The following is an 18,877-nucleotide window of genomic DNA, read 5'->3' as shown; positions in this document are numbered from 1 at the left end:
CCGTCTCACGCCCGGCGTGACTTGATCAGTCGGCGATGCGAATAATGGTCTTCAACCTGGAAGCTCGTCCTTCGTTCAATTGGCGATAGGCCTCTGGAACGTCGTCGAGCGACGTCAGGGTATCTATGAATTCGAGGAGGGAAGACTGCAGGTCCGGCAGGAGTGCAATGGCATCGGCAAGTTCGGTTTCGAAAGCGTGACAGCCGATAAGGGCAATCTCTCGCTCGACCAGGATATTCGGATCAAGCTCAATTTTCCCGTGACTGATTCCGACGAGAGCAATGGCACCGCCCCCATCCAGGATCTCGATGCCCTGTTCTATCGCTTTCGTGCTTCCCGTCGCATCGATTGCGTATCGAAGACGGACGTCGTTCAGTAGAACTCTGGCTTTTGACTTGTCCAGTGGTATTGCCGATCCGCCGCAAATCCCTGCCACCATTTCCGCTCGATCGAGGTTCACGTCCGCAAATAGCAGCTTTCCGTTGTGAAGGCGTGAAAGCAACAGTCCGCAAAGACCGCCGATCGTCCCGCATCCGATCAGAATGACCGCTTCGCCGCTGCGGGGGTTCAGCCGGCGTATGGCGTGAAGGGCAACGGCCAGCGGTTCGGCCATGGCAGCGATCGTCGGATCAAGCGACGGATCGTGCTTCCTGACGAGCCTGGCCGGCAGCTGGGTCTGCTCGGCAAAACCGCCGTCACACACCTCGCCGACAAAACCGAGATGCTCGCAGACATTGGTACGGCCAGATCTACAGGCGTCGCATTCACCACAATAGAATCTTGAGTCGGCAGCGACCAGGTCACCGACAACAAGACCTTCGACACCGTCGCCAATCGCCGATATGCGCCCGCAGAACTCGTGTCCGGCGGTTGATGGACGCCGGCTGATCCACTGGCCCGTCCGGAAGTTGTGAAGGTCCGAACCGCAGATCCCGGCCGCACGAACATCGATCGTTACGGATCCTGCCGGAGGCGGGCCGGGTCGTTCAATCTCTTCGACCCTTAGATCGAGCGCGTCGTGCAGACGAACGGCCTTCATCACCTCAGCCTCGTTTCGGCAGATAAGTGTCACGGACGGCCGAAACCGCATGCGCGTGGGACGAGAAGCCCTCGTATTCCGCAAGCTTGTGAGCACGTTTGGCAAACTCGGGATAGGCAGGCGCAGTCACATAGCCGATCGAACTGCGTTTCACGAAGTCGGTAACCGAGAGGGGACCAAATGTCCGTGCCCAGCGGCTGGTCGGAAGCACCGCGTTCGGCCCGAGGCAGAAGTTCGCGATGCTGACGGGCGTATGGGGGCCGAGGAGGATTTCGGCTGCCTCGGTGATGTGGCCAAGATGGGCAAAAGGATCCGTCGACAGGATCTCAAGGTGTTCCGGGGCATAGGCATTGATGAAGTCATAGCTTTCCTCGACCGACGAGGTGAGGATGATGCCGCCGCATTTTCCTGAGAGCACCATGCTTGAAAATTGCACGCGCTGCTCTGTCATCCGGGCCCAGTGGTCGGGCAGAGCGGCGAGAGCCTCGTCGGCAACCCTGCGGCTATGGGTGACGAGATAGGCAGAGGAGTCGGGGCCGTGCTCAGCCTCGATCAGAAGGTCGAGGGCCGCAAGGCCCCCATGGAGGGTGTCGTCAGCAAAGATGATCGCTTCGGAAGGACCGGCTGGAAGTCCGGTGTCGATGATGCCGGCAAGGCTTCGCTTGGCTGCGACCACCCAGGGACTTCCCGGCCCGACGATCTTCAGCGCCGGCTTAATCGTTTCCGTGCCGTAAGCAACAGCGGCGACAGCCTGCGCGCCGCCGACCTTGTAGACCGTCTTTACGCCAGCCAGACGCGCTGCCACGAGCGTCGCGGCATCGACACCACCATCAGGCGCCGGCGGTGTGACGATCGCCAGATCAGGAACACCGGCAACCACCGCGGGGACAGACGTCATCATGGTGACGGATGGAAATGAGCCTTTGCCACGCGGAACGTAGAGCGCGACCGACTTGATCGGTGTGAAGCGGTCGCCGGCGAAGGCGCCGGGCTTGATCTCCTTCAGCCACATGGCTTCGGGCTTTTGCTCCTCGTGAAAATGGCGGATATTTTCAATGCCGAAGGTTATCGCTTCGATCACATCCTCACTGACCGCCTTGAAGGCCGCGTCGAATTCCGCTTCCGTGACCTTGATTTTGTCTTCGGAGACATCCGCCTTGTCGAGGTCTCGTCCAAACCGGGCGACCGCGCGGTCTCCCTCCGTGCGCACTGCCTCGAGGATTGGAGCGACCTTCTCGATGAATGTCGAAATGTCGGTCTCGGACCGGCGCAAGAGGGCGGCTTTCTCGTCGCCGCCGAGTTTCGAATAGTCGTGGAAGGTGACCTCAGTCATTGTATGAACCCTTGGATTGAGACCGCGCAGGCGCAAGCGGCCCTTCATCGTCGCGACATGTCGTGACGAGTCTAAAACTGGCAAGCACCCGGCAGGAGCGCCGCGCAACGGGTGCCTCCCAGAGCAATGGCCGGATTTCTGATCACGCGAGGACACGGGATATTCAGACCCGGCAAATTCCTAGGAAGTCGACGTCTTCGTTCCCGTTTATTGTCTATAGTTGTCTATACATTCGTGACTTTAGTGATGAACCCGATGCTGTCAAGGATCATCTTGCCCGATTCAGATCGATGCAAGAAAACCGCCATCAATGGCAATACATTGACCCGTCACGTAGGAGGAAGCTCCGCTTGCCAGGAAGACGACGGCACCCCCAATATCAGAGGCGTTGCCGAACCGCTTCTGCGGGATCTTGTCGAGCATTCGTTCTGACCAGTCCCCGTCCTGGTAAAAACCTTCTGTCATTGCTGTGCGAAAATATCCGGGTGCGACTGCATTCACCCGGATGCCAAGCGGCGCCCATTCGCATGAGAGCGCGCGTGTCATGCCGAGCAGCCCGGACTTCGAAGAGCCGTAGGGCACAGCGGTGGGTATGCCGACAAAGGAGGTGAGAGAGCAGAGGTTTATGATACTTCCGCCAACGGTACGAGTGGACATCCGCCGCGCTGCAGCCTGGGACCAGAAAAAGGCGCCCTTTAGGTTGGTCCCGATAATCTTGTCCCAGGTATCTTCATCGACATCCAAAGAGGGAGAAACCTGCTCATAGCCGGCATTGTTGACGAGAATGTTAATTCCGCCCGTGTTCGCTTCGAACCGGCTCAGGGTTTCGTCGATGGATGAGATGTCGGTCACATCCTGGGCGCTGGTGAGGCATCTCCTGCCGAGGGCTTCAATCTTCTGCTTCGTTTCATGCAGCGACTTTTCATCACGAGCGGTGACACAGAGATCTGCACCCGCTTCAGCAAGGGAAAGTGCGATCCACTGTCCAAGGCCACGACTGGCCCCGGTGACGACCGCGACCCGTCCCGTGAGATCAAACATGTTTCTGGGCATTGGAACCCTCCCGTTTTTGATTTCCTTGTTATGGCCGTTGGGCGACTCGGCCAACGATAGTGATATCCAGATCACGAGAACACCTCCAACAGGCACTTGATATCGGCTGACATCGTCTGCTTTGGAAGCCGTCACATTGGTCTCTGGAATCGCTGGAGATCGATAGCCTGCCGGCTGAAAGAAATTTTGCCGAACGTCTCATAACGGCAGCGGCTTTCTGGATCTCTCGGCCCCTGTAGGAGCCAAGCTGCAGTTTAGTCCGGCGTCCGAGCTTCGTCTTCGAGGCGCGAGCCTGCGTATTGGAAAGAAGACTCTGGGAACCCCATTGGTGCGTTTGCGTACTAAGCCTTTCTGCCGAATTCCGAGCGGGCGTAAAACGCGTATCCTTTTCTGTTCTAGATAGAAGAGGACCATCAGGATGTCACACTTGAAAGATCCGAAGCTGCCACGCAATACCGCACGCCGGCGTTTTTTGGGGGTGGCAGCAGCTGCCGGTGCTCGCTTGGCGGGCTTGGCGGCCGTTGCAATGGCGGCTTCGTCTTTGCCGGCAAGAGCAGCGGGGCTGCATTTGGGATGGGGTAACGGGAACGGAAACGCGGGCGGGAACGGAAACGCAGGCGGGAATGGCAAGTCCGGCGGCGATGGTGGCGCGCAATGCTTCCTCCGCGGGACCGCCATTTTAACAGAATACGGCGAAAAGCCTGTCGAGGATCTTCGTATTGGCGATCGCGTCGCCCTGCCGAGCGGAGAAACCCGGGCGGTCAAGTGGGTGGGTCGCCAATCGTTCAAGAAGGGTGGCGCCCGCTGGTTTGAAGGCGTCATCCCGATCCGAGTTGCCCGCCACGCCCTGGACGGTCAGACGCCACATGCTGATCTCTACCTGTCGCCAGGTCATGCGCTCTTCCTGAATGGTGTTCTTATTCGTGTGAAGGATCTCGTGAATGGCACGACGATTGCGCCGATCACACCCAGCAGTGACATGACAATTGAGTACTACGCTGTGCTTCTCGCCACCCATGAAATAATTCTGGCTGAAGGCGCAGCAGCAGAGACTTTCTGTCCGTCGGAAAGTAACCGCGAGAACTTCTCGAACTTTGCGGAGTACGAACGCCTCTATGCTGGTGAGGCGCGCCAGGCGATGACCTCCTATGCGACGGTTCTTGGTGAGGAAGGCGGCTGGCAGCACCTAAAAGCTCTCCTCATGCTTGGCGCTGCGCCCTTGGTGCCAATTCACGATCCGCTCGAGGATGCCTACATGAGGATCAATGCCCAAGCCGAAGCGCGATCGGTTTAAAAAGACGTTGGTCTTGCTTGGATTAGGGCTCTGCGGATTTTAGCAGAGCTCATCCTGTGTCTCTTTGGAGATGCCTATCACACCTGTTCGTCCAGCTGACATAGGTCTGGCGATGCGGTGCCGGCTCACAACAGCTTCGGAGGCATGTCGTTCTCATCCGGGTTCGGGTTTGGAATCTCATCCGGAAGGTCTTCGGGTTCTGGCTCTTCAATCGGCGGATTGGGGACATCAGGCGGCAGGCCGGGAATGGGCCCAGGCGCCTGGCTCGGATCGGGTTCGGTCGGAATGATCGTCATAACGAACTCCTTTCTGGGGAGCCTAACCACTACCCAGCCGGGATGTTCCCGATGAGCGGGATTGGGAAAGAGTCTTAAGTTTCCTGACTGCTCAGGATCCGGAACCAATAAGGTCAGTGCCCGCTTCTCTTTGAAGACGTTCCCGAGGTCGGAGGCAACCATCCATCGCGAGGTGGGTGACATTTCAAACGAACGTAACGCGCCAAGACTGGATCGTCAGCCAGGTGCTGCTGAAACAATGATTCCCTCATTCGGCCGTGGCGATAGGAATCGACCACACGTTCTTGCTCCAACGTCAACGTTGGCAGGTGAGACGAGTCCGTTACAGTTTTCCCGGTTCCTTCGCCGTTTTGAGAAGACATGGCTGTTCTCCTTCTTTTTAGAAGAACGACGCCCGAAACGATCAGTTCCCGTGCTGCAGCGCACGCCAGTTAACATTTGGAGTTCTACGCGCATTGTTAAAACGATGTGCGGCGTTATCGGCACGTCCGCATGGCCGCCGCGGCCGGGACCCGCGCTCACCGGCCCGACCGAAATGGCCATGTCGCCTGGCCCGGTCGAGGCCGGTAAGCGTATGTGGTCCAAAACCCACCGGACACCGGAATCTCCACGCACACCCTTGCATGTTATACCCCGCGAAGCTCCCGGAAACCCATGCTTTCTGCAAATCCTGCAAGCTAGCCGAGTGAAGGCAGAGGCCGGGGCGCTGCTGCACGCAAAACGACTGCCACGATTGACACCGATAATCTTTGTGCGAGGGTGGCCAACGAATGATCCATTGCAGCAGGTGCCATGACCCCCCAACGATTTTCAGAATGCCTCTTGCACATCCGATGGACGCCAATCAACATTGCGTCCGCGCTTCAGTGCGAGTTATCGTGGATCGAAGCTCTCGAAGCGGGAAACGAGGAGGTTCCAACCGGTTTGGCGACTTGGTTGGAAACGTTGGCAAAAGCACATGAGGCTCTTCCGCCACCGACGACATACCGGTCAAAGGTCTGATCAACACTGCAGGAAGCGATCATAAGCCCCCTCTCTGGAATTGCGATGAGTCGCCCACGATCCTGACAGCAGCCGTCTTGGTATGATTGCGCCGGACGACCAGCCGGCCCACAGCCCATCTCGGAGCAGTATTGAGTGTCGCGTCCCTTACAGCCCGTGCCCTTAGCCCTTGAACGCTGCGCCTCAAATATTAGATTCTCGCCATGTGCCGTTGGTAAGAAAAGGAGGAGAAAATGCCGACGCCAGATATTCTTTGGGCTACGCCTATAACTGTTCGCCTTCAGAATGGCACCGAAAAGTCCTTCCAAAGTATCCACGATACTCTGGACTTTCTTGAAAACGAATGGCCCAATGCACACGGTGCATATCATGATGCAGCGGTCGCCAGTTGCCGGAATGCCCTCCGCCGTGAAACTCCGCCGGCGGTCAGCAAAGAGCTCTTCCTCGCAGCATGTATGGAGGCAGGCTATGCGGTGCGAGGCGGTAGCACGCGGGCGGGCGACAGGCGTTTACTAGAAACTGGCCATCGCCGCGTGTGAATCCCACGAAGCGGCGCCTAACCTTGCTGGGACTAGCTGGCTGGGCCCGGCTACCAGTCCACAGTCCAGGATGCCAAAGTGGACGTGACCCGGATCCGTCAAGCTTTGTTCAGCGCCGAGGACCGGTTCGTAACTCGACTCAGGAATAGCTAGATCCCGTGGGCCAAGACTGTTGCGGAACAGCCTTGGCCGTGGTTCCAATCCTGAGACACGGTGCAGCGCATCCTCTTCATCTGGTATTCAGGTTAGAAACGCGAATGTGTGCCATCGACCTCTCAGCCTAACCGAAAGGGGCGGGCCGATGGGAAACTTTGATGGTGATCACGTGGTGCGGGTTCCGAATACCGCCACGATAGACGCGGGGCTCTTTTTGCAATGCCGATGGAAAACGCGAGTTCCGAAAGTTTTGGGTTCGGGTTGGCGGCGCTTTTGAAGCTACATCCCGACCTTCAGGATCAAGCACACTTGGCCACTCGGTGGACCGAACTCATAGAAGCCTACGGCGACGCTCTGAGACTTCGTGATGACCTGCGAACCAAGGGCGGAGACAGTATGCTTCTGGTGCATTTCGAACAGACCTGTCGGGAGTTGGAGGACGACCTCCAGGAGAGTTTGCGATCCTGCAGACGAACGTGCCGTTAGCGTGGTTCCGAGGAAGACGGGTTTTTGCGAATTGGGTGGAACTTTGCGAATATATCAATGTTCATTGGGGGCCGTACCCGCTTTCATGCACTCCTGTTGCGGGCTCGACGCCGGGAGCAACGCCCCGCTCCCGGCTTCCATTGTTCGCTATCGTACGTTTGAAGACATGGAAAATCCGGCATTGCGCGGCCATATAAATTGAAGCGCCGACGCGTCACCCCAAACGCCGGCGCGAGGCCGGTTCATGAATGGGCAGTGCATGCAGTGAGTGAGCCGGCCGCCCGTGAAAGGTCTTTTCAGATAAAGCATTGGCTAGCTCTCTGGCCTCTGCTAGTCAAGCAGTTCAATTGATAGTTATCTCCTATGCGGGCGGGGCGACGTTAACGCCCCACTCTCCCTCCGCCGCCAGTCTATGCACGCTGTCGCCGCCCGCCTGGATCATGGGGGATTTCTGAGGACTCTGAGCAGATTGCCCGGAAGAAGTTTGATTGTTCTCATATGTGTTAGGGTAACCAGCGCTCGAACAATTTCCGTCTCCGTGAATCCCATTTCGATTAACGGCCGCCCTAGATCGTGAAGCGATTGGACCTGACCGCATCGGGGAAGTTGTTTTGCAAGCGCCCTTTCTAGGTCTCGACATCTGTCCGTTCGACGATGATCCATTCTTTATTTCCGAAAACAGCAATTTAGAAACCCCACCGCGCCGACGCGAAGTACAGGGTCAAGTGCGCGAGTTGAGTTTCGATGGGTGAGTTCTTCCACCGCAAACGCGCGATGGCCGTCATTGTTCCCTGTAGCGACGCTGAGCAGTTGATCGCCAGTTCGACTACGGAATGACCTATAACCCTACGAAGGATACGGCACATTCCGACCTACGGTGATGGGGTGGTCCCCCGCCGGTACTCTCTTCCGGTTCTTCCCTAGGGGGAAGGATTTAGAGGCCGCGAGGTGTCGCGGAAATCCCCTTATGGCCTCCTGCTCCCCGCAGAGCGGAGAGATGCCCTAGCCCGTCGCAGCCTTATAATGCATAAGACGTTATCGCCGGGTTGAGGCAATGATGGTAATCTAAAAGACCTTGCAGGCTTGGCTTGTGAGAGGGGCTGCGCAAGGATCGTCATACCCCGTCGAACCTTGCGCATCCTTCAATGGCCCGCCTCCTGCGCTTGCGGCTCTCGGCTTTCCCTATTGCTCCACATATATTCTGAAAATCGCCGAAATAAATATTCTCGAAGTGGACCAGAAGTTGAAGAAGGAAGGCTTACCCAAGGTGGCGCAAGGGCACCAGAGTAATTGGTGTGAGTGAGGCCGAGCAATCTCACCCGCACCTCCGGATGTCTCGCTCTCTATCTTCTACGGCGAATAGCATGGCGTCCTGGGGACCGCACTCGTACTTTTCCATATAAAAGCGCAGCAGGGATTGGCGGCGCTCGTTTGTCATGATCGCGAAGACTCGGTGGAATTGCCGCTCCGTTTCTGTTGGAGAAGTGCGAACGGTTCAGACGCCCTGAACCAAAAATGTCTGGCGTTGATAGCGATCCAAAACGAGATCATCCCTATTCCAGCGCCGACGACCGCAACGCTTACATAGTCCATGGCGCCCTCCATCGGCGTAACCAACGGTTGCCAGATACACCGTGGACCTTTTCCGCTTAAAGCGAAAGAAAGCAAACTGGTTACGAAGGCGTTAACCTTTGACGCCCCTAGAGCGCCGCATGGTGGTCCTGCTATTCGCGAAGCCGCCAATGTGACGCGCAAAGTTTCCGCTATTGCTCGGCCGCCGCCAATCGACATCATTACTCGGCCCCGCCATCCGAACGCGGTTCCGCTCGAGATCGGAGGGATCGAGAAGGGAGGGGGTTGGAAGCCCGGAGCTGAAGGCTAAAGCTGTGTTGTCTGGCGGGTCATTGCGCCGTTGACGCGTGCTCTTTGTACCGCATAAGAATTTGCGTCGGATCACGCGCGATGAAAAACAGGCGGGCATTGTGCGACAGGCGGCAAGCAGATCCTTGATTAAATCGCCCGTAAAAAACGTCTGATCGGGCTCCCCATTCAGGTTGGTAAACGGCACTTCCCCCGGTTACTCGAGGGAGCAATTTAATCCATTTCCGAGCACTTGAATGGGGCCCGTTGCGCTGCACATCTGTCGATACGGAGGTCAACTTTGCGCTTTTATATTGGTCTCCCAGATGTGTTTCAGGTGAACGGAGAATATCTGCATGAATGGCAAGGCCGCTTTGCTCCTAGTGAACCCGAAGTCCAGGCGTGGGGAAGAAAGTTTGCCTCAAGTCCGTGAGCTGCTTTCGCGTAGTGGTATAAACTATGTAGAGCTTCTCCCTGAATCCAATGAGACGCCGTCTGAGGCCATCAAGGCTCGTGCCGGCAAGATAGACATGGTTATTGTTGGTGGCGGAGATGGGAGCCTGAACGCTGCTGCCGAAGGTTTGCTGGACACGGGCCTCTCGCTTGGCGTCCTGCCTCTCGGGACTGCCAATGACTTCGCGCGGACCATTGGTTTGCCAACCGACCTGGCGGCCGCCATCGATATTGTCGCCAAGGGAAACACGACACTAATAGATCTTGGCCAAGCGAATGGACATCCGTTCTTCAATGTAGCCAGCATAGGCTTCAGCGCGGACCTGGCGATGTCTTTGACTGAAAAAGCTAAGAAGCGGTGGGGCAAACTCGGTTACGGTATCGTAGCAGCGAGGCTTCTTGCCAGTTCGCGTCTATTCAGTGCGACATTGGAACACGATGGCCGGGTGGAGGGATTGCATACTCTTCAGATGGCCGTGGGCAACGGCCGCTTCTACGGTGGCGGCATGGCCGTGAAGGCCGACGCAACCGCAACCGACGGATTGCTCGATTTTTACAGCCTCGAAGTCGATCATTGGTGGCGGCTTCTGGCGTTGCTTCCCAGCCTTCGAGCGGGCACGCAAAGTGAATGGGACGATGTCCGCACTTTTTCCACCAAAGACCTTACAATCCGAACCAAGAGGCCACGCCCAGTCAATCTTGACGGGGAACTTAAAACCAAGACACCAGTGAGGTTCACTGTTCTCGAGAAGGCGGTTTCTGTTTTCATCCCTTAGGTGCCACTCCAGACCCCGGTTCATCGTCTGCGTCGTCGGCTGGCCGCCTGTTCGCGGCGTCGATCCTGCGCCAGGCGAGGGTCACGCCAGGCGCTCATCTCGCCGCCATTCATCTTGGCCTCAAAACCACCCCCGTCGATTGGCGCCGGCATCGCGACCGGGAGACGCGGCTCCTCGCAATCGCCAATGGGTTTTTGGCGGCCGCTGAGGCCGGCCTCAAGGAGCATGACCGGCTGGCATTGGCTCGGCAGATGATGGAACGCAAATTGTCGGCAAGACGAACGTCTTCAAAATTGCCGGAGTTGGTCGAGCTGGTAATGGCGAAGCCATTGGTATCGGCTGGGATGGTGGCGAAGACGCTCGAGGTCACGCCGCAGGCGGCGCGGCGGATCGTTTTGGAGCCGGGCGAGGTTCGGCGAACCTGCATTTCCAGCGTTGGCCCATGCTGCAAGCATCGCCTTTCTCGCTTCATCAAGATGGGCCGTGTTCGTCATTTGGAGCTCATCTAAAGTCTAGAGATATCAGGTTCTGGAGAACCCTGCCATTCAAGCCTCCATGTCCCGCCTTGGCGCAGGTTTTGAATCAGTGAGGGATGGAAGGCCACGAGACATATGCCCCCCGATGATCTCACGGAAGGATAGATCAGACCCGGACTGTCCTTCTCTTGACGAAGCCATCTGGCCAATGCCTGCCCCGCCGGATATGCGACTGCCGGATCGGGGTTCAAACTCTCGCCACCCGAAAAACCATCGCCGCGAAGGTCGTGGAAATGACCAACGAAATCAGAGATCAATTCTGCGTAGTCGGTGACATTCTTGAAGCGGTTGATTGCTTCCAGTTCTCTTGTCAGATGAAAAGCGACCTCGACTAAAGCCGTTTCCGCCAAAAATGCGCAGTACCAGGCACCGCGCTCGTCATCGTTGAATCGGTTGCCGCCGGGGCGTGTATATGTAAACGCTGCATTGATGAATGTATGGCCGGGGCGTCCGAAGACGAGCTCTTTCGGATCGAGGTCCAGCAGGCCACCTTCTTGGGCTTGGAGGCGGCCGCTGGTAGCGCCCTCCAACTCGGCGAGATCCTCCATGGCGCCATGATTTGGCGCGAGAGCCAGCAACACTGGTTCCTTCAGCCTAGCGGTCGATATGAGACGGACCGTATCTCGCTGGACAATGTCCGTGCGAGCCGGCTCGATCACAGCCCACCCCGCAATGCATCAACGTGGCGTCGCACAAGAAGCAGCTTTGGGATGCCGCCCTCGATCATCACGTCGATTGGCCGGCGCCCCTGGAAAAGCGGTCCCTTATTTGGAAGTTTCACCCATTCGTCGGCCAGTGGTTCAGAGAAAAGCAGTCGGAGAGCTTTGAAGATGCCTATCAAGGCGCTGACTCTGGTCAACGTGTCTTGAGACAGGCTCCCGCTCCACGCGCCCTTTTTCATTCTGAACCAAGTGCGCTCTGACACGTCACCCATCAGGGCGCAGACCTCGACGCTGGTTAAGCGCCATATCTCGGCCAGTCGAACAACACCTGACACTGCTGCCGGGGTAAGCCGTTCCCGGGATCCTGCATCGCCTAGATTTACAGGCGACTGCGGCGCTCCACTATCACGAACAGCTTGTGCTACGACCATGACGACCTCCATCTGACAGATAGTATACTGCCAAATGGCAGGATCTTAAGTTTATAATACGATTGAGACCGAAGCGCAACACGACGCCAATGGTGGAGCCCTCTCTGGAGGGGACTTTCCGCCGCAATCAATTGGGTTCAACAATGAAACACGTCGCGTTAACCTCGGGTCCGGTCCTCCTGGCCCTATCCATGGTCAGTTGCGGCGGTGCTGGCTGGCACCTGTGGTCCTTCTACATGGAAGTGCCGTGGACGCGGATATCCAGGCAGGCATCGTGCGATTGGGACCAGACGTCTCCGGCCGCGTCACACCTGGCCTCCGATAACTGCTATCCCTCGTTGCAACGTCCGGAATTGCCAGCCCCATAACACCTCGCGGGAGAACTCCTGCTGACTGACATACGACGCCATTAGCGGCGGATTCAGTTGACGACCAGCGAATGTCAGAATCAGATCCGATCCTGTGTCCATCGGCGAGTTGCTTAGTCCTCATGGGACCGAGTTTGCTTCAATGGATTATTTCGAGAGGTTCCCAAGCCCGCCATCTGACACGATCGACGCTTCGATGAAACGCTCATGCCCATTGTTGAGGTAGTAGATGCAGATTATCTTGCCGTCTTGCCGCAATGACGACCTCGCATACCCGAGATCAGACAAAATGACATTGTCGCGCACAATCCGCTCGTTAGACCACGTTACCCCGCTATCGTCGCTAGTCTTGAGACGAATACCGTAAGGTTGGTCCCGCACGCCGTAAATCAGGTAGAGACGGTCCTTCGGCGACACCGAAAGAGCGGGCGGATTTCCTCCATTTCCCGTAGTCTCAACGATCCGCCCCAGTGGGTGCCAAGACTGCCCCTCGTCGTTTGACCGAAACCCTTCCAGCCACCCCGGTCTTTGTTCCGAATAGCCGCGCCGTATAACGGTGATGATCGTACCATCGGTCAGACGCGCACTCGATGGCATAATCGAGTAGCCATTCTCATCGTCTGCTATGAAGCTCTTCAAGCTGAAAGTTCTTCCCCCATCTCTGCTCTCGGCACAGAACGCTCGCCCCTCCAATCCGTTGAGCTTCGCACAGCTGAGCATGAACAGCGCATGATGAGGGCTCAGGGGAACGATATCCGTTCTCGCGGCGACACCAGTAAGGCTCAATCCGTTGAAAGAATGGGGCCCGTTCCACTGTCTCCCTCTGTTGCGGCTAAAATAGAACCAGCTTCTCGCATCGGCGTGGATGCCAGTCCGCGCGGCCATGACGATCGTTTCAGGGTCCGTAAAATCAATTGGAGCGGAAAGCGTTTCAAAGAACGCGACATCATCGAGGACCGAGCCGGAGCGCAAACCACTCACGACATGCTCGTCGGCAGACAAGGTTTCTCCGCCGGGGACGACTCCCCGGAAATCTTCGACGACCCAAGTCTGGCCTCCATCCAAGCTCCTAGCTTGTTTCGGACGAAACGGGTGATCCTCATCTCGCGCATGAAGCGGCCCCTGTGAGCCCACTTTCCCGTCGGCAAAGATAACGAGCACTTCATCGCCCCAAATCCATAAGCCGTAGTTGGCTGGCCAAGCCGCGAAATGGTCCCTTTGAAAGTATACCTCGTGGCTTTCGACAGTAAGGGCGTCTGCGGTCATCATGCGTCCTTGCGAAGCTTGTGGGGTCGATTGGAGAATGCCGACCTCAACTTCATCGCCAGGATCAAAGCCGACAATACAAAGCAAGTCGCATTGGTGAGGATGATAGGGATCTCGCCTCGCAGAAAACCAAACCACGTCCACAGCGCAAATCCTGTCACTGTTAGAAGATACATCCAGGTGGAGATCGCGGACGTGTCCCCGCTGCGTACGATCTTTATCGTCTGGGGCACGAAGCTGGCGACGGAGCAAATCGACGCGCAGTAGCCGATGATCAATACTAGATCCATGTAGTCCTCATGGAAACGTCGATAAGGGTGCGCTTTAGCTAGAGGCTCGTTCGTGACCACTGACCGATTGCGTGCGATCACATCAGAACTCCGGTTACTAGGGAGTGTTCCGTCTGTTTGCTCGGTGACGCATGATAAGGGGACCGAAGTTACAAGACTTCAGCCAAACTGACGAGGATGGGGATTATCGCTCTTTGGTCGTTTGTCTATGCTGCTCCGAATGAACCTGGTCTCGATTTTCCGCCGGCACGATCCCCATCACGCGCGCCTTGAGTCGGACCTCCTTGACTCGAGCTAGAAAGCTCGGCCTCGACGGGGCCGGCAAGGAGACACCCTCACGAGCGACGTACCTGCTTCGGCCGGTCAGCCAATGCCGGCGTTCCGCCCTCAGGGATTGGCGAGTGTGATGATCGCCGTGGTATGAGGCCGCGCGCGGGGCCGGAGCCAAGGTGATGAAGGCAGGGAGTATACGCACTATCTGTACGCCAATGCAGGGCTATACGCGGATCAGCGATGTCGATGATGAGGAAGAGGGCAGCTGATCTCGGACGTTGTCTCAGCTGCCGCTATCAACCCTATGTGGGCGCGCGTCGAAGCCACCGCGCTCAAGCGAGACGGTGCGCGTCAGCACGCACACCGTCAATTGTTCACTACCGAAAACCGCCGCTAGCGACCAATCGCTCGCCAGTCAGCCAACGGGCATCGTCGGAAGCGAGGAAGACAGCAACCCCAGCGATGTCGTCGGGCTGGCCTATTCGGCCGAGCGGAGTCTGGGTCACTGCGCTGTGCGCGAAATCCGAACCAATGAACCCCGCGGTGTGAGTACCCTCTGTTTCCACGATGCCCGGGAGAATTGCGTTAACGCGTATTTTTCGCGGGCCCAACTCATTGGCAAGGACGCTGGTGATACTGTCCAGCGCGCCCTTGGTCCCGGTATAGACGCTGGAGGCTGGAGGAGCCAGACTGGTCGCTGCGGATGAGATGTTGATGACGCTGCCGCCTTCGCCGAGGTGCTTGAGCGCTGCCTGGGTGCTCAGCAGAACCCCCAGAACGTTCACATCAAACATGCGACGATACTGTTCCTCTGTTACCTCTTCGATCGGCGCGAACTCGTAGACCCCGGAGTTGTTGACCAGCACGTCGAGCTGGCCAAATTCCTTGACCGCAGCGTCCACCAGTCCCTGCGCCTGTTCAGCCTTCGAAACGTCACCCTGGATTGCGATCGCCCTGCCACCTGCCGACGTAATCGTCTGGACCACCGCGTCCGCTCCCGCCTTGCTCGAAGCGTAGTTCACCACTACCCCTGCACCTTCCGCTGCAAGTGCCTTGGCAATCGCGGCACCGATTCCTTTAGAGCCCCCTGTCACGACGGCGACTTTTCCAGTGAGCTTACCCATGGCGCGTTCCTTTTCAACTTGGACCGCCGCCGGAATTGGCGGCATTGTTCCTTAGTTCGGAAGTTCGGAACTGTTGATCTTGGTTTCAAGCCCCAATATACAAAAATTATGAGACCTCTCTTTCACCCATCAATAGAAGACGTTCGGCCAGAAGCGATCCTGCATGCCCTGTCAGATCCGGAGCGCGTGGCGATTTTCGCGCAAATTGCGAGCGGTGGCTCCGGCGGGACGTGTGCTGCGCTGGCCAACTTGCGCGAGCGCGTTGTCCCTAAGTCGTCGCTGTCGAACCACATCAAAGTGCTGCGCGAGGCCGGCCTTATCCGCTGCGAGCGTCAAGGAGTTGAAATGCGTAACCATTCGCGCTGCACGGAATTGGATGTTCGCTTTCCAGGTCTCACCAGGGCCATTCTGAGTGCTTACGGTTGGTTTCCCAAAGAAGCGAAAGCGGATTGAGGGCGAGCCATCTCGCGTGATGATATCTTTCGAGCGTCCTAGCAAACCTGGCGACCGGGCGAGCAATCATTGGAACTCGATGGAGCCGACGTCGGCGTTAAGATCCGTTCGAGTCAGCGAAGCTGGTTCTTCGAGTATTGATGGACGATCCGCTCACGATGTGGCACATGTTGCCGTACGTCACATCTGCCGAGACTTCGGCCCCGCGCGGTCTAGCTGATCGGAGGAAATCTACGCGATTGAAAAATGGCTGATTCATTTATCATTCCGCTCGCACTAGGGACTTAGGCAGTGTCTCAGTGGTTTTGTCTACTTGATGGGCTTGTTGTCGCTTTCCACCAGCGCGGTGCTTGCTGCACAACGTTGCCAAAGTAGAAGATACGAGGGGACCCGGTGAGCGCGAAGGTTGTTTTTTCAAAGGTGTTAGGCAAAGGGTTCGGCACCCTCACAGAGTACATATTTCGCTACCGTCGCTTTGATGGAACCGAGGGCGAAATCTGCAGGGAGGTCTACGACCGGGGCCACGCTGCCGCCGTTCTATTGCACAATCCTGCTACGGACAAAGTCATTTTGGTACGTCAGTTTCGACCGCCTGCGATGCTGAATGGAGACAACCCTTACATGCTTGAAGCGGTCGCTGGACTCCTGGATGGAGACGATCCTGAAGCGTGCGCTCGCCGCGAAGCGCTGGAGGAGGCTGGGGTGGTCGTGAAAAATCTGGAGCTTGTATCCGCTTCGTATGGCTTATGCGCCTTTGTCACAGAGGTCCTCACCATGTTCATCGGAACCTACGATGACCATGACCGGCAACGCGGGGGCGGCTTGGCCCATGAGGGGGAGGATATTGAGGTATTGGAGCTGAGCTTTAAGGAGGCTTACGGCATGATCGCTTCGGGAGAAATCATGGACATGAAGACAGTTGTGTTGCTTCAAGCCCTGATGTTGAGAAGGGGTACCGCATAGGAAAAAAAGATGCCCCGCACGACGCTAGACAAGAGCGGGGCAATCAAGGTGGGGGTGCTGTGAGCGGGCACTCAAGCACTCGAAAACTCAGAGAGGCCACCTTCAGTTCCGTCTTGAACAAATTTTTCGAGACTATCAAAGAACGAACTCCGCCTGGCTTGCGGGGTGGAGGTGAACATGAACGACGCCCAAAGACTAGAACGTAGTTGGACAGTAGCTAAAGGCTCCTAGCCATCAAGTTCTTTCAGCGCCGCGATAGGTCTCGGCCGATGAGTGTCTCTGGAGGGACGAGAAGCCGTACTAGCGTGCGCCTTCCATCGTGCGCATATCGACAAGGACGGTCGCTTCCTTGGTCTTCAGGAAATCTTTACTTTCAGTACATGGCACATCGCACCAGCAAGGTGCAGATGGAAGTGGTCGGGTCCTGGCGCTGATTTCGCTCTTCACGCACAACCACCTGTTCTGCATGACCATTTATCGAACGGGCAGAGACCGCGCTAGCTGAGCTCGACTTCTCGGACCGCGGCCAGAAAATCGGGCTTGGCCGCTTCCGGATCAAGGCGGCCCGCGATCGCCGCCCGACAGGCTGTGAGGGCCTTGACGTACGCGGGACCGCGTCTGTTTGGCCATCGATCTATGAGGGCCATGATAGCTTCGTCTGGTCCATGGATTTGTCGGGATTCAATCGCGCCGAAAGGGATATCAACCGGTTCGTTCCACAGTCCGCATGGCATAGCAGTAATCCTCCGCGGGCCTTTGAACGCGAGAACGATGAGGAAAGTTCCAATCCCCCGTCCCGCGTGTCGGAGGGCTCCATCGGGCCATCGCACTCTGGATCGCAATCCTCAGAGCCAAGCATCTCACGCTATCCCAGCGGTTCAAACACTTGTCGTCGGACGAGATTTACGAACCACCCCCCAGTGTTTGCAGATGTGCGGGGCTTGGCAGCTATTCAGCGCCATGGACAGCAGGACGGCACCAGCGACGATGATCGCGAGGATGAGGCGTGCCCGCACTTTTTGCACGGCTAGCTAAGAGGCATCTTTGGCGTCTTGCCTTTCACAAACTCATGCGCAAATTTCTCGTAACGCGAATTCTTGGGACTGGCCTGACCTAACCTTGGAGGAAGGAGTGGTTGTTTCAACAGTGGAGCTGCGGAACATCGCAGGAACGGAGGCGGCACTAGGATGGGCCGCCAGCCATACCGTGGTTGTTGATCGCCCCGATGGCAAAGCCGGTGGCGGGGGCATCGGGTTCAACGGTGCTCAGCTGCTCGGATTAGCAATCGGCGGGTGCTACTGTAACGACCTTCGCTATGTCTCGCATGACATGGGACGGGAGATTGGCGAGATTGCCGTCAGCGTCACCATAAATCTTGATGGAATGCCCTTGATTGCTAGCAAGGCCGAGGTGACGGTTCGAGTGCAGATGCTTGATGGTAGTGACCCAGCCCAGGTGATTGAGGAGGCCTGGCGGGTCTGCACGGTAGCAAACTCCTTAGCGCAAGGTCTACCAGTTAGTCTAACTCGCGGCTGATAAGGCAGCCACCCTTTACGGTCGTTGTCTTGGACCCAGCTGGAACAAACGCCCAGGTAGGTCGTTAGGCGCCCGGAGAGGAAACCTTGATTGCCTCGGGTGAGCCAAGGCGACGTGTACGACAGGACGCGGATCGTGTCAGGGCTTCTTCTCTGAAGGCAACCGGCGTTCGCCCAGCTCAGCCGTTAAGCGGTTGCGGTGGGCGACATGCTGCGACTGGATCTCCAGAAACAGCATCAGAAGATGCTCGGCGTCGGTTGTCGATGATCCTCGAGCAGACAGTTGCTCAATGACAGAGCGCTGCACCGCGATGATTGCCTCACCGCGAGAAACGTGCCTCTCCACCATTTCAAGATCTGTTTCCGCGCCCATCAGGGCATGATACGCTCTTTGTACGCTGGCGTACCAAAAGTTTGCCAAGAAGCTTATAAACCGTGCCGGACTTCGCGTGAACTCAAATTGAGGTGTTGCGTTTATTGCGCGAGATCACTCTTGACGGAAAGCGTCCATTAAGCTTGTGCAATTGACATTGAATGGGCAGGCAGCGATGCCTGTATTAATGAACCCGACTAAGTGGTGTCATCGAACATTGTGTTTTGCTCCTCTTTTCTGAGCAACAACCGGTATCTTCACCGGCACGCTGGGCGCCGAAATCGCCGACACGCTGCTCCTGCTGTACGTAGTGCTG

At 57.0% G+C, this 18,877-nt stretch carries 18 protein-coding genes and 1 pseudogene; 8 read left to right on the top strand and 11 right to left on the bottom strand.

From position 1 onward, the window contains the following. Nucleotides 1-25: 25 nt before the first annotated feature. The 3 genes from RGCCGE502_RS17475 to RGCCGE502_RS17465 all read right to left on the bottom strand — a co-directional run bounded on the left by RGCCGE502_RS17475 (nucleotide 26) and on the right by RGCCGE502_RS17465 (nucleotide 3,425). Nucleotides 26-1,039, bottom strand: a complete 1,014-nt coding sequence (locus tag RGCCGE502_RS17475; RefSeq protein ID WP_016555512.1) for a zinc-dependent alcohol dehydrogenase — start codon at nucleotides 1,037-1,039, stop codon at nucleotides 26-28. Nucleotides 1,040-1,043: 4 nt separating this feature from the next. After that, nucleotides 1,044-2,372, bottom strand: coding sequence for a histidinol dehydrogenase (hisD, locus tag RGCCGE502_RS17470; RefSeq protein WP_016555511.1), 1,329 nt, complete (start codon nucleotides 2,370-2,372; stop codon nucleotides 1,044-1,046). A gap of 282 nt (nucleotides 2,373-2,654) precedes the next feature. Next, nucleotides 2,655-3,425 (bottom strand): SDR family NAD(P)-dependent oxidoreductase, encoded by a 771-nt coding sequence (locus RGCCGE502_RS17465; protein ID WP_016555510.1) that lies wholly within the window; start codon nucleotides 3,423-3,425, stop codon nucleotides 2,655-2,657. 418 nt (nucleotides 3,426-3,843) lie between these two features. On the opposite strand from RGCCGE502_RS17465, the gene RGCCGE502_RS17460 reads away from it, so the two are divergent. Beyond that, the gene (locus RGCCGE502_RS17460) at nucleotides 3,844-4,719 is read left to right on the top strand and encodes a Hint domain-containing protein (protein WP_016555509.1); all 876 of its coding nucleotides are present in this window, start codon (nucleotides 3,844-3,846) and stop codon (nucleotides 4,717-4,719) included. 125 nt (nucleotides 4,720-4,844) lie between these two features. Here the strand turns inward: RGCCGE502_RS17460 and RGCCGE502_RS37330 are convergent, their stop codons facing one another. Beyond that, nucleotides 4,845-5,015, bottom strand: coding sequence for a hypothetical protein (locus tag RGCCGE502_RS37330; RefSeq protein ID WP_016555508.1), 171 nt, complete (start codon nucleotides 5,013-5,015; stop codon nucleotides 4,845-4,847). Between the two features lie 792 nt (nucleotides 5,016-5,807). Between RGCCGE502_RS37330 and RGCCGE502_RS38015 the strand changes: the two genes are divergently transcribed. From RGCCGE502_RS38015 to RGCCGE502_RS17440, 4 genes and pseudogenes are all read left to right on the top strand, one after another. Beyond that, nucleotides 5,808-6,017, top strand: coding sequence for a hypothetical protein (locus tag RGCCGE502_RS38015; RefSeq protein ID WP_081647266.1), 210 nt, complete (start codon nucleotides 5,808-5,810; stop codon nucleotides 6,015-6,017). Between the two features lie 233 nt (nucleotides 6,018-6,250). Beyond that, complete coding sequence (locus RGCCGE502_RS17455; protein ID WP_016555507.1) at nucleotides 6,251-6,556, top strand: DUF982 domain-containing protein; 306 nt, start codon at nucleotides 6,251-6,253, stop codon at nucleotides 6,554-6,556. Nucleotides 6,557-9,414: 2,858 nt separating this feature from the next. Further along, complete coding sequence (locus RGCCGE502_RS17445) at nucleotides 9,415-10,287, top strand: lipid kinase (RefSeq protein ID WP_016555506.1); 873 nt, start codon at nucleotides 9,415-9,417, stop codon at nucleotides 10,285-10,287. 41 nt (nucleotides 10,288-10,328) lie between these two features. After that, a pseudogene (locus tag RGCCGE502_RS17440) lies at nucleotides 10,329-10,796 on the top strand (DUF1612 domain-containing protein); the annotation flags it as partial. Here the strand turns inward: RGCCGE502_RS17440 and RGCCGE502_RS17435 are convergent. The 5 genes from RGCCGE502_RS17435 to RGCCGE502_RS17415 all read right to left on the bottom strand — a co-directional run bounded on the left by RGCCGE502_RS17435 (nucleotide 10,793) and on the right by RGCCGE502_RS17415 (nucleotide 15,237). After that, nucleotides 10,793-11,401 (bottom strand): RES family NAD+ phosphorylase, encoded by a 609-nt coding sequence (locus tag RGCCGE502_RS17435; RefSeq protein ID WP_141652364.1) that lies wholly within the window; start codon nucleotides 11,399-11,401, stop codon nucleotides 10,793-10,795. The pseudogene RGCCGE502_RS17440 and the gene RGCCGE502_RS17435 overlap by 4 nt on opposite strands. A 77-nt stretch (nucleotides 11,402-11,478) precedes the next feature. Further along, nucleotides 11,479-11,916: an MbcA/ParS/Xre antitoxin family protein gene (locus RGCCGE502_RS38010; protein ID WP_016555502.1), complete on the bottom strand. Its 438-nt coding sequence runs from the start codon at nucleotides 11,914-11,916 to the stop codon at nucleotides 11,479-11,481. A 515-nt stretch (nucleotides 11,917-12,431) separates the two neighbouring features. Then, on the bottom strand, nucleotides 12,432-13,550 hold the full coding sequence (locus RGCCGE502_RS17425) for a sialidase family protein (protein ID WP_040674926.1): 1,119 nt from the start codon (nucleotides 13,548-13,550) through the stop codon (nucleotides 12,432-12,434). Next, nucleotides 13,550-13,840, bottom strand: coding sequence for a SemiSWEET family sugar transporter (locus RGCCGE502_RS17420; RefSeq protein ID WP_016555500.1), 291 nt, complete (start codon nucleotides 13,838-13,840; stop codon nucleotides 13,550-13,552). The genes RGCCGE502_RS17425 and RGCCGE502_RS17420 overlap by 1 nt, the downstream gene beginning before the upstream one ends. 650 nt (nucleotides 13,841-14,490) lie before the next feature. Continuing rightward, the gene (locus tag RGCCGE502_RS17415) at nucleotides 14,491-15,237 is read right to left on the bottom strand and encodes a glucose 1-dehydrogenase (protein WP_016555499.1); all 747 of its coding nucleotides are present in this window, start codon (nucleotides 15,235-15,237) and stop codon (nucleotides 14,491-14,493) included. Nucleotides 15,238-15,345: 108 nt separating this feature from the next. On the opposite strand from RGCCGE502_RS17415, the gene RGCCGE502_RS35420 reads away from it, so the two are divergent. Continuing rightward, the gene (locus RGCCGE502_RS35420; protein ID WP_016555498.1) at nucleotides 15,346-15,690 is read left to right on the top strand and encodes a winged helix-turn-helix domain-containing protein; all 345 of its coding nucleotides are present in this window, start codon (nucleotides 15,346-15,348) and stop codon (nucleotides 15,688-15,690) included. A 393-nt stretch (nucleotides 15,691-16,083) separates the two neighbouring features. Continuing rightward, nucleotides 16,084-16,653 (top strand): NUDIX domain-containing protein, encoded by a 570-nt coding sequence (locus tag RGCCGE502_RS17405; RefSeq protein WP_016555497.1) that lies wholly within the window; start codon nucleotides 16,084-16,086, stop codon nucleotides 16,651-16,653. Between the two features lie 497 nt (nucleotides 16,654-17,150). Here the strand turns inward: RGCCGE502_RS17405 and RGCCGE502_RS39100 are convergent, their stop codons facing one another. Then, nucleotides 17,151-17,387 carry a DUF982 domain-containing protein gene (locus RGCCGE502_RS39100; protein WP_016555496.1) on the bottom strand — a complete coding sequence of 79 codons (237 nt, stop codon included), beginning with the start codon at nucleotides 17,385-17,387 and terminating at the stop codon, nucleotides 17,151-17,153. A gap of 397 nt (nucleotides 17,388-17,784) precedes the next feature. Between RGCCGE502_RS39100 and RGCCGE502_RS17395 the strand changes: the two genes are divergently transcribed. After that, nucleotides 17,785-18,189 (top strand): OsmC family protein, encoded by a 405-nt coding sequence (locus RGCCGE502_RS17395; RefSeq protein WP_019280080.1) that lies wholly within the window; start codon nucleotides 17,785-17,787, stop codon nucleotides 18,187-18,189. 138 nt (nucleotides 18,190-18,327) lie between these two features. On the opposite strand, the gene RGCCGE502_RS17390 is transcribed toward RGCCGE502_RS17395, so the two are convergent. Then, nucleotides 18,328-18,609 (bottom strand): hypothetical protein, encoded by a 282-nt coding sequence (locus tag RGCCGE502_RS17390; protein ID WP_244441727.1) that lies wholly within the window; start codon nucleotides 18,607-18,609, stop codon nucleotides 18,328-18,330. Between the last annotated feature and the right edge of the window lie 268 nt (nucleotides 18,610-18,877).

It is taken from the genome of Rhizobium grahamii CCGE 502, assembly GCF_000298315.2.
Lineage (GTDB): Bacteria > Pseudomonadota > Alphaproteobacteria > Rhizobiales > Rhizobiaceae > Rhizobium > Rhizobium grahamii.
Note: the sequence above shows the minus strand (reverse complement) of the source record. Positions and strands in the feature narration are given on the sequence as shown.